The organism is Polaromonas sp. P1_G4, assembly GCF_056405475.1.
This window is the reverse complement of the sequence record NZ_JBFUCA010000174.1, coordinates 1-7,890: the sequence shown is the minus strand read 5'-3', so window position 1 is coordinate 7,890 and position 7,890 is coordinate 1. Positions and strand designations below refer to the sequence as shown.

Genomic DNA, 7,890 nt, shown 5'->3' with positions numbered 1-7,890 from the left:
AGGTTTCCCTCCTGCAGCAGGGTTTCAATGCGGGCCAGCCGTTCGGAGTCATCCACAATTTCACCCACCGCCGTTCAGGTTTCGAGGGCCGCGTTGTGGAATACATCCTGGGTGTCGTCCAGGTCCTCCAGCACGTCCAGCAGTTTTTGCATCTTGCGGGCATCCTCGCCGGTCAGCTCAATCGTGTTGTCGGCGCGCATGGTGACTTCGGCAATCTCGGGCTTGAGGCCGGCGGCTTCCAGCGCGTTCCTCACGGCTTCAAAGCCCGTGTAAGGCGTCAACACCTCAATGGCACCGTCTTCATGCGTGATGACGTCGTCGGCGCCGGACTCCAGCGCGACTTCCATGATCTTGTCTTCACTGGTGCCGGGCGCAAAAATGAGCTGGCCGCAATGTTTGAACTGGAAAGCCACTGAGCCTTCGGTGCCCATGTTGCCGCCATGTTTGGAAAAAGCGTGCCGCACTTCAGCCACGGTACGCACCTTGTTATCGGTCATACAGTCCACGATGATGGCCGCGCCGCCTATGCCGTAGCCTTCGTAACGGACTTCCTCGTAATGCACGCCTTCCAGGCTGCCCGTGGCCTTGGCAATGCCGTATTTGACGTTCTCATTGGGCATGTTGGCCGCCTTGGCCTTGTCTACCGCCAGGCGCAGGCGCGGGTTCGTGCCCAGGTCGCCACCGCCCATGCGGGCCGCCACCATGATTTCACGCATTACCCGGGTCCAGATGCGCTGGCGCTTTTCATCCTGGCGCCCCTTGCGGTGTTGAATATTCGCCCATTTACTGTGACCGGCCACGAAGAATCCCTTATCAGACTGATTAATTGATTTAATCTACAACCCGCATTTTACTTTTTCACTCCAGGACACCCCATGGCCGAGCCGTTACTGATTGCCAAGCACGATTCCATCCACTGCGAGATCCTCCCCGCCCTGGCCAACCGCCATGGGCTGATCACCGGGGCCACGGGCACCGGCAAGACCGTGACGCTGCAAACACTGGCCGAAAACTTCTCGAAAATCGGCGTCCCGGTCTTCATGGCCGACGTCAAAGGGGACCTGACCGGCATCAGCCAGGCCGGCACCATCGGCGGCAAAATGGCCGGCATCCTCAAGGAACGCGGCATCGACCTCCCCGAGTCGCTGGCCTGCCCCGCCACGCTGTGGGACGTCTTCGGCGAACAGGGCCACCCCGTGCGTGCCACCATTTCCGACATGGGCCCACTGCTGCTGGGCCGCATGCTCAACCTCAACGAAACCCAGGCCGGCGTGCTCAACCTGGTGTTCAAGATCGCCGACGACAACGGCATGCTGCTGCTGGACCTGAAAGACCTGCGCGCCATGCTGCAGTACGTCGGCGACAACGCCAGCGAGTTCACCACCAAATACGGCAACGTCAGCGCCGCCAGCGTGGGCGCCATCCAGCGCGGGCTGATGCAGATCGAAAGCCAGGGCGGCGACAAGTTCTTCGGCGAGCCCATGCTCAATATCAGCGACTTCATGCAAACCGTTGAYGGCAAAGGGGTGATCAACATCCTGGCGGCCGACAAGCTCATGAACTCGCCCCGCCTCTACGCCACCTTCTTGCTGTGGATGCTGTCCGAGCTGTTCGAACAACTGCCTGAAATCGGCGACCCGGACCAGCCCAAGCTCGTCTTCTTCTTCGACGAGGCCCACCTGCTCTTCAACGAAGCGCCCAAGGTGCTGGTCGAGCGCATCGAGCTGGTGGTGCGCCTGGTGCGCTCCAAGGGCGTCGGCGTGTATTTTGTGACGCAAAACCCGCTGGACATTCCCGATTCGGTGCTGGCCCAGCTCGGCAACCGGGTGCAGCACGCCCTGCGCGCCTTCACGCCGCGCGACCAGAAAGCCGTCAAGGCCACCGCCCAGACCATGCGGCAAAAGCCCGGCCTCGACATCGAAACCGCAATCACCGAACTGGCCGTCGGCGAGGCCCTGGTGAGTTTTCTCGACAGCAAAGGGCGCCCCAGCGTGACGGAACGCGTTTACGTGCTGCCGCCCGGCAGCCAGATCGGACCCATCACACCGCCACAACGCCAGCAGCTGCTGCAAAACTCGCTGGTAGCCGGCGCCTACGAAAAGACCGTGGACCGCGAGTCGGCCTACGAAGCCATCAAAGGCCGCGCGGAAGTCGCGGCCACGGAAGCGGCCAAGGCACCCCAGGGCGGCGCGGCCGGGCAAACCGATTCGGGCGGCATCATGGGCGGGCTCAACGATGTCCTGTTCGGCACCACCGGCCCGCGCGGCGGCAAGCACGACGGCCTGGCGCAAAGCATGGCCAAGTCCGCCGTGCGCACCATGGGCTCGGCCGTGGGCCGGGAAATCATCCGCGGCGTCCTCGGCAGCATTTTTGGCGGCAAAAAACGCTGAGCCCGCGCACAGGCCCGGTGCGTTCGGCCAAGCCTGTCGCAAATTAACGAYCCGGCAAAACTGCCGGGCTTGTCAATCCCGGCACGCATCGCTACATTGGATTTTTTAAGGATTCGCAATGCCTGCTGAAGTTGCCGTCAAGTCACCTGATCCAAGGCCGGCCTCCCCCTCGCCTGTTTCTGCGCCTGCCTCCTCCACAGCTCCGGCCAGCCCTGCGATCTCCCACATCCGATTGACCTCTCACGCAGGAGGTTATGGCGCCCTGCCTATCCGCTGGGCCGCCGCCACTGCCGCCGAACGCGGCCCGGTGGTGGGCACCACCACCAAACGCAGCCACCGCAACGTCATCGGCACGCACAGCGGCTCGTACAGCGTCTACCGCGCGCTCGCCGTCGCTTCCGGCGCGCTCAAGGCCAGCCACAAAGCCGACCTGACGAACACCTCGCCGACCGACGTGATCGGTCCCTACCCGCAATGGAGCGAGCCCGGCCGCATCGTCGCTATGGACCCATGGGGCGCGATGGTGGCCGACGTTTTTTCCAGTGAGCTGGCAGCGGGGTACGATATCCGGCCAACCATCGCCGTAACCCAGGCCCACGTGATCCTGCCCGAGGTGATCGAAGCCCTGCAGTCGGGCAGGCTCAAGGCCGACGGCAAGTTTTTGACAGCCGGCGGCGCGGCCATGGTGACCAAGGTCGCCGTTGAACCGGTCTGGTACCTGCCCGAAATTGCCCGCCGCTTTGGCTGCAGCGAAACCGATTTGCGCCGCGTGCTGTTTGAAGAAACCGGCGGCATGTACCCCGAGCTCGTCACCCGCAGCGACCTGGAAGTCTTCCTGCCGCCCATCGGCGGCCTCACCGCCTACATTTTTGGCCGCCCGCGCGACCTGGCCAACCCCGATGTCGAACTCACCGCCCGCGTGCACGACGAATGCAACGGCTCCGACGTCTTCGGCTCCGACATCTGCACCYGCCGCCCCTACCTCACACACGCCATTGAAGAGTGCATCCAGGGTGCCCAGCGCGGCGGTGTGGGCTTGGTGTCCTATTTCCGCAAGGAAGGCCGGGCGCTAGGCGAAGTCACGAAATTCCTCGTCTACAACGCGCGCAAGCGCCAGGTCGGTGGAGACACCGCCGACCAGTACTTCAACCGCACGGAGTGCGTTGCCGGCGTACAAGACATGCGCTTCCAGGAACTTATGCCAGACGTGCTCAACTGGCTGGGCATCCGCAAAATCCACCGGCTCGTTTCCATGAGCAACATGAAGTACGACGCCATCACCCGCTCGGGCATCGAGGTAGTTCAGCGCATCAATATTCCCGAACACATGATCCCGGCCGACGCCCAGGTCGAAATGGACGCCAAGATGGCCGCAGGCTATTTCACCCCCGGCGCGGTGCCCGACGCCGAAGAACTGAAAAAAGCCAAGGGCCGGGGGCTGGATGTCTGAAACCACACCTGCTCCTGACAGTCCCAGCAACCCCGCCAACGCCACCTACACCATCGCCGGAAACCTGCGCGGGATCAGCGCCGCCGCGGAATTGCGTTCCACCAGAACCATACGCGCCCGCGCCTCTGCCCTGCTTGAGCGCGCACGCCGCGGCGAATCCGCCTGGTTTACCGTCAACGACGGCGCCATGACCACCGCCGCTGCGCTGGTTGCCGAAATCACCCGCGCCCGCTACCCGGACCTGGACATTCCGTACCACAGCCGCTGGCGACATTTTGAAGCTGGCGGCATTGACCGCCTGGGTTTACTCAATGCAGCACTGGCATCCGCCACGCCTGCCGGGCGCGCCCGCGCCCAGATTGACCTCGCGCTCATCAGCGTGCTGCTGGACGCCGGCGCCGGCGCCCAGTGGCACTACCTCGAAGCCGCCCAAGGGGAGCATCCCTGCAGCGAATACAGCCGTTCCGAGGGCCTGGGGGTGGCAAGTTTTCACGCCTTCATGGCTGGCCTCTTTTCCAGCGATCCACAGCAACCGCTGCAGGCCGATGCCCTCAAGCTCAAAACCATTACCGCAGACCAGCTTGCCCTGGCTTTTCAGGTCACGCCCGAAAACCCGCTGATCGGCCTCGAAGGCCGCGCCGCGCTGCTGCGGCGCCTCGGCCAGGCACTGCAGGACCAGCCTGCCCTCTTTGGCCAGCGCGGCCGTCCCGGCCATCTGTTTGAAGCGCTGGCGCAACCCGGGCAAAGTGCTATCGAGGCGCACGAGCTGCTGTCGGTGCTGCTCACCAGCCTCTCGTCTATCTGGCCAGCCCAAAATGTCATGGGCAACATTCCCCTGGGCGACTGCTGGCAGCACAGCGCGGCAGGCGACGATGAGTCCGAAAAAGCTGGGCCCAGTCATGGCTGGATGCCTTTCCACAAGCTGTCGCAGTGGCTCACCTATTCACTGCTGGAGCCTTTCGAATGGGCCGGTGTGCAGGTCAAAGGGCTCGACGCGCTGACCGGCCTGCCCGAGTACCGTAATGGCGGCCTGTTCCTCGATGCCGGCGTGCTGATTTTGAAAGACCCGGCGCAGGCCGACCGCTTGCATGCCGCCGGCGACGAACTGATCGTCGAATGGCGCGCCCTCACCGTGGCCCTTCTCGACGAGCTCGCCCCACTGGTGCGCGAGCAGCTGGGATTGACCGCCGAGCAGATGCCACTGGCCTGCGTGCTCGAAGGCGGCACCTGGGCCGCAGGGCGTGCACTGGCACAGCAATTGCATCAAGGTTTGCCGCCCCTGAACATCGAAAGCGACGGCACCGTATTCTGAACATCGATCCCGAAAGACGCGCGGACCCGACGGGCACCGGCACAGGTAAAAGCAGAACAAAAATAACAACCGGACAAAACAAAGACAGAACACAGAGGCACACAAGAAAATGACCATCCAGAGCAACAAAGTCCACCTGATCGACCACCCGCTGGTGCAGCACAAGCTCACCCTGATGCGCCGCAAGGACGCCTCCACCAACACCTTCCGCACACTGCTCAACGAGCTCAGCATGCTGATGGCCTACGAGGTCACGCGCGACATGCCGATGCAGGACATCGAGATCGAGACCCCGCTCGAAATCACCACCTCCAAAGTCATCGACGGTAAAAAGCTGGTGTTTGTCTCCATCCTGCGCGCCGGCAACGGCATTCTTGAGGGCATGCTCAGCGTGGTGCCCGGCGCCCGCGTCGGCCACGTCGGCCTGTACCGCGACCCGAAAACCCTGACGGCGGTCGAGTACTACTTCAAGATGCCGCACGACATGGAAGAGCGCGACATTGTCGTGGTCGACCCGATGCTCGCCACCGGCAACTCGGCCATCGCCGCAGTCGAGCGGCTCAAAGAGCTCAACCCCAAGTCCATCAAGTTCGTCTGCCTGCTGACCTGCCCGGAAGGTATCAAGGCCCTGCAGGCCGCACATCCGGACGTGCCGATCTACACCGCGGCGATCGACCGCGAGCTCAACAGCCATGGCTACATCCTGCCGGGCCTGGGCGACGCGGGCGACCGGATTTTCGGAACGAAATGAGCCCCCACGGTCGCTCACTGCGTGTAGCTCCCTGCCCCCCGAGGGGGCCGCTGCGCCTGCGGCCCGGCAAAGCCGGTTCCGCGGCCCCGACTGGCGAATTCGGGGAGCCTGCGAGCGTTTGATTTTTTGCTCCTGTTTTAGTTTTTCTGTTTGTCACCCAAAACCTGAACCTACCCGGAGGAACTCATGCACCAGACCTTCAAGCGCCGTCAACTCGTCCTATTGGCCACTGCCCTCGCAACCGCCCTGCCCGGCCTGGCACTTGCCCAGGCAGCCAAAACCAAAGTTGCGGCCATCTACACCGTGCCGTTTGAGCAGCAATGGGTCAGCCGCCTGCACAAGGCGCTCAAAGCCGCCGAAGCGCGCGGCGAGATCGAATACAAGGCGACCGAGAACGTCTCCAATGCCGACTACGAACGTGTCATGCGCGAATACGCCACGGCCGGCAACGCGCTCATCGTCGGCGAGGCTTTTGCGGTGGAAGCCGCGGCCCGCAAGGTCGCCAAGGACTTCCCGAAAGTGTCTTTTCTCGTGGGCTCGTCGGGCAAGGCGCAGGCGCCCAACTTTTCGGTGTTCGACAACTACATCCAGGAACCGGCCTACCTCTCCGGCATGATCGCCGGGGGCGTGACCAAGAGCAACAAGATCGGCATGGTCGGCGGCTTCCCGATTCCCGAAGTCAACCGCCTGATGAATGCCTTCATGGCCGGCGCGAAAGAAACCAACCCCAAGGTCGAGTTCAGCGTGAGCTTCATCAACAGCTGGTTTGACCCGCCCAAAGCCAAGGAAGCCGCCTTCGCCATGATCRACAAGGGCGCCGACGTGATGTACGCCGAGCGCTTTGGCGTGAGCGACGCCGCCAAGGAAAAAGGCAAGCTGGCCATCGGCAACGTGATCAACACACAAGACAAATACCCCGACACCGTGGTGGCGTCAGCCCTCTGGAACATGGAGCCCAGCATCGACCGCGCGATCAAGGCCGTCAAGGAAGGCAAATTCAAGGCCGAAGACTACGGCCCCTATTCCATGATGAAGTACAAGGGCTCCGAACTCGCCCCACTGGGCACCTTCGAGAAAAAGGTGCCCGCCGACATCGTCGCCAAGGTCAAGGCCAAAGAGGCCGACATCCTGGCCGGCAAGTTCACCGTCAAGGTCGACGACGGCCAGCCCAAGTCCACCGCCAAATAAGGCGGCGTTTCACCGCCTCACCTGAAAGCGCCGTATGCATTCCCTGTTTTGCCTGCGGCGTTTTCTTTTCAGCCAGCCTGTTGCCTGGCGGGCCGCGGCTCCGCTGGCCTTCCTGGCCTTTCTATCATTTGGCCTGTTGGGATGCGCGGGCCCGGCGTCTGTCCCATCCAATCCATCAGGCGCAGCTGCGGGCATTCCTGTCCGGCTCGACGCCACGCCCCGCATCGCGGTGATATCGGCTTTTCAGCCCGAACTGACTCTGCTGCTCAACCGCTTGCAGGGCCCTGCCAGGCACCGCATCAACGGCGTCGATTTCACCACCGGTACCCTGCAGGGCAAGCCGGTCGTGCTGTTCCTTTCCGGCATCAGCATGGTCAATGCGTCCATGAACACGCAGCTGGTGCTGGACCGTTTCAACATCACACACATCGTCTTCAGCGGCATCGCTGGTGGCGTCAACCCGGCCCTGCACATCGGCGACGTCAGCGTACCCACCCAGTGGAGCCAATACCTGGAAGTGCTGATGGCACGCGAAACTTCGCCGGGCCGGTTCACCATCCCGCCGCGCATGGAGGCGCAGACCCTGGCGCCCTTCGGCATGCTGCACCCGCGACCGGTCGAAACGCGCACCGCCGCCAACCCGGCGCCCGTACGCAAGTTCTGGTTTGAAGCCGACCCCGCAATGCTCGAGGTTGCCAGGGGCATGGGCAACATCGAACTCGGCGCCTGCAACGCGGGGGTATGCCTCACGCACAAACCGCAATTGATGGTGGGCGGCAACGGTGTGTCGGGCCAGGCC

Annotated in this window: 7 protein-coding genes; 6 read left to right on the top strand and 1 reads right to left on the bottom strand. The window is 63.2% G+C overall.

Annotated elements, in window-relative coordinates; genetic code table 11:
- Window positions 1-74 precede the first annotated feature (74 nt).
- Window positions 75-800 carry a YebC/PmpR family DNA-binding transcriptional regulator gene (locus AC1D1X_RS10680; protein WP_477669483.1) on the bottom strand — a complete coding sequence of 242 codons (726 nt, stop codon included), beginning with the start codon at window positions 798-800 and terminating at the stop codon, window positions 75-77.
- A 75-nt stretch (window positions 801-875) separates the two neighbouring features.
- Here AC1D1X_RS10680 and AC1D1X_RS10675 point away from each other — a divergent pair, with 75 nt between their 5' ends.
- The 6 genes from AC1D1X_RS10675 to AC1D1X_RS10650 form a co-directional block, all read left to right on the top strand.
- Entirely contained in the window at window positions 876-2,390 is a 1,515-nt protein-coding gene (locus AC1D1X_RS10675; RefSeq protein WP_477669482.1) for a helicase HerA-like C-terminal domain-containing protein, read from the top strand.
- 118 nt (window positions 2,391-2,508) lie between these two features.
- On the top strand, window positions 2,509-3,840 hold the full coding sequence (locus AC1D1X_RS10670; protein ID WP_477698260.1) for a GTP cyclohydrolase II: 1,332 nt from the start codon (window positions 2,509-2,511) through the stop codon (window positions 3,838-3,840).
- On the top strand, window positions 3,833-5,152 hold the full coding sequence (locus AC1D1X_RS10665; protein ID WP_477669480.1) for a URC4/urg3 family protein: 1,320 nt from the start codon (window positions 3,833-3,835) through the stop codon (window positions 5,150-5,152). The genes AC1D1X_RS10670 and AC1D1X_RS10665 overlap by 8 nt, the downstream gene beginning before the upstream one ends.
- 109 nt (window positions 5,153-5,261) lie before the next feature.
- Entirely contained in the window at window positions 5,262-5,903 is a 642-nt protein-coding gene (gene upp, locus AC1D1X_RS10660) for a uracil phosphoribosyltransferase (RefSeq protein ID WP_477669479.1), read from the top strand.
- A gap of 186 nt (window positions 5,904-6,089) precedes the next feature.
- Complete coding sequence (locus AC1D1X_RS10655) at window positions 6,090-7,091, top strand: BMP family protein (protein WP_477698259.1); 1,002 nt, start codon at window positions 6,090-6,092, stop codon at window positions 7,089-7,091.
- A gap of 34 nt (window positions 7,092-7,125) precedes the next feature.
- Window positions 7,126-7,890: 5'-methylthioadenosine/S-adenosylhomocysteine nucleosidase (locus tag AC1D1X_RS10650; protein ID WP_477698258.1), on the top strand; the 765-nt coding region annotated here is incomplete at its 3' end.